Annotated in this window: 1 protein-coding gene; it reads right to left on the bottom strand. The window is 66.1% G+C overall.

The window, feature by feature from the left end; all coding sequences use genetic code 11:
* Positions 1 to 154: 154 nt before the first annotated feature.
* Positions 155 to 566: alpha-glucosidase C-terminal domain-containing protein (locus RMT89_RS40750; protein WP_315888797.1), on the bottom strand; the 412-nt coding region annotated here is incomplete at its 5' end.

The following is a 566-nucleotide window of genomic DNA, read 5'->3' as shown; positions in this document are numbered from 1 at the left end:
GCGGTCAGGCCCTTGAGGTCACCGACGCCGTCGCCGTTGCTGTCCTGGAAGGAGCGGACGAGGACCTCGTAGAAGACTGCACGTTTGAACCAGTCGGGGTCCCGGTCGCCCGCTGGGGTGTCCTCGAAGGTGTCCGGGACGGGCTCGTTGACGATCATGGTGTGGGTGACCCTCCGATCTGCGGGGTGGACGGTCGCAGAACCGAGAAGACGTGCGCGGGCCGGCGGCCCGGTACGAGGCGCACATAATTGGCCCTGCCCCAGTGATAGGTCTCGCCGGTGAGCTCGTCGCGCACCGGTACCGACTCGTGCCAGTCCAGGCCGAGTTGCGGCATGTCCAACGAGACCGTGGCTTCCTGGGTGTGGTGGGGGTCGAGGTTGACGACCACCAGAACCGTGTTCGACCCCGACCGCTTCGAGTAGGCGATCACCTGTTCCTTGTCGGTGTGGTGGAAGTGGAGACTACGCAGCTGCCGTAGGGCCGGACTCGCGCGCCGGATGGCGTTGAGCTTGGTGATGAGTGGAGCGATGGTTTCCGCGGTCTGCCAGTCACGCGGGCGCAACTGG

It is taken from the genome of Streptomyces sp. P17, assembly GCF_032436805.1.
Taxonomy (GTDB): domain Bacteria; phylum Actinomycetota; class Actinomycetes; order Streptomycetales; family Streptomycetaceae; genus Streptomyces.
Note: the sequence above shows the minus strand (reverse complement) of the source record. Positions and strands in the feature narration are given on the sequence as shown.